Source organism: Mesorhizobium sp. M7A.F.Ca.CA.004.12.1.1 (assembly GCF_003997835.1).
Taxonomy (GTDB): domain Bacteria; phylum Pseudomonadota; class Alphaproteobacteria; order Rhizobiales; family Rhizobiaceae; genus Mesorhizobium.
Window position 1 is genome coordinate 1 of the sequence record NZ_RZRK01001026.1, and the last position, 1,851, is coordinate 1,851.

General features: G+C 60.0%; 1 protein-coding gene and 1 pseudogene. Both read right to left on the bottom strand.

Annotated elements, in window-relative coordinates; all coding sequences use genetic code 11:
• Positions 1–8 precede the first annotated feature (8 nt).
• Positions 9–833, bottom strand: a pseudogene (locus EN984_RS33130) (carbohydrate ABC transporter permease).
• Between the two features lie 11 nt (positions 834–844).
• Positions 845–1,717 (bottom strand): sugar ABC transporter permease, encoded by an 873-nt coding sequence (locus tag EN984_RS33135; protein WP_013528414.1) that lies wholly within the window; start codon positions 1,715–1,717, stop codon positions 845–847.
• Positions 1,718–1,851 lie beyond the last annotated feature (134 nt).

Sequence of the window (1,851 nt, forward strand, 5' to 3'; positions counted from 1 at the left end):
GCCATCAATTATTTGACCGCACCAAATGTCAGGCCGCGCACCAGCTGCTTCTGGCTGAACCAGCCCATGATCAGGATCGGCGCGATGGCCAGTGTCGAGGCGGCCGAGAGCTTGGCCCAGAACAGGCCTTGCGGGCTGGAGAACGAGCTGATGAAGGCGGTCAGCGGTGCTGCTTCCGTCGTCGTCAGCCGGATCGTCCAGAACGCCTCGTTCCAGGCTAGGATGATGTTGAGCAGCATCGTCGAGGCGATGCCCGGCACCGCCATCGGCGTCAGCACATAGACGATCTCGTTCCACAGCGACGCGCCGTCCATGCGTGCCGCTTCCAGGATCTCGCCCGGTATTTCGCGGAAGTAGGTCTAGAGCATCCACACCACGATCGGCAGATTGATCAGCATCAGCATGATCATCAGGCCGATCCGGCTGTCGAGCAGTCCTGTGTCGCGGAAGATCAGGTAGATCGGGAACAGCACCGCGACCGCGGGCATCATCTTGGTGGACAGCATCCACATCAAGATGTCCTTGGTCCGCTTGGTCGGCGAGAAGGCCATCGACCATGCCGCCGGTATGGCGACGAGCAGGGCCAGGATGGTCGAGCCGACCGAGAGCAGCACCGAGTTGAAAAAGAATTTGAAGTAGCCGCTCTGCGCCTGAACCTCGGCATAGCTCTCGAACGTTCCCGACGGGATGATGCTGAAGCCCTGGATGGCTTCCTGCTCCGACTTGAACGAGGTGATGATCGTGTAGAGGATCGGGAAGAAGATCAGCAGGGCGACGATCCAGGCGGCAACTGTCGCAATCGTCTTGTGCTGGGTGGTGACTGAGCGTGCCATCGTAGCCTCCCTTACTTGTCCAGGTTCTTGCCGACGGCGCGCATGGCGAAGAAGGCAACGATGTTGGCGAGAATGACGGCGATCACACCGCCGGCGGATGCCTGGCCGATTTTGAACTCCAGCAACGCCTTCTGGTAGACGAGGAAGGGCAGGTTGGTGGAGGCGTATCCCGGGCCGCCATTGGTGGTGACGAGGATCTCGGCATAGACGGAGAGAAGGAAGATCGTCTGGATCAGGATGACGACCGTGATGGCGCGCGACATGTGCGGCAGCGTCAGATAGATGAAGCGGCTGATGAAGCCGGCGCCGTCCATCTCGGCGGCTTCCTTCTGCTCGCCGTCGAGCGACTGCAGCGCGGTCAAGAGAATGAGCGTGGCGAAAGGCAGCCATTGCCAGGCGACGATGATGATGATCGCCAGCATCGGATGCTGCCCGAACCAGTCGATCGGCTGGGCCCCGAAGAAGCGCGCTATGTCGGCGAACACCCCATATTGCGGGTGCATGATCATGTTCTTCCACACCAATGCGGCCACCGGCGGCATGACGAAGAACGGCGAAATGACCAGGATGCGCACGATGCCCTGGCCCCACATCGGCTGATCGATCAGCAGCGCCAGAAGGATACCGCCGATCACCGTGATCAGGAGCACGCTGACCACCAATGTGAGCGTGTTGAGGATCGACTGCAGGAAGGCCGGGTTGGAATAGAACAACGCGTAATTCGAGAAGCCGACAAAGCCGTCGCGGATCGGATTGAGCGGATTGTATTGCTGGAAAGAGAACCAGATGGTGATGACCAGCGGCACAATCATCCAGACGAACAGCAGCACCACGGATGGCGCCATCATGAAACGGGCAAGCGAACGGGTCTGCTGAGTAGCCATGACGTCACCCTTCACTGGTCAGACTGAATTTTCAAAAGGCGTTAAAGGCGGCCGCCCGAACTGGGAATTCGGGCGGCCGTTGCCGGTCAAGGAGGCGACCGGCAGTCGGCACCGGGAGGAGCCTTACTTGATGT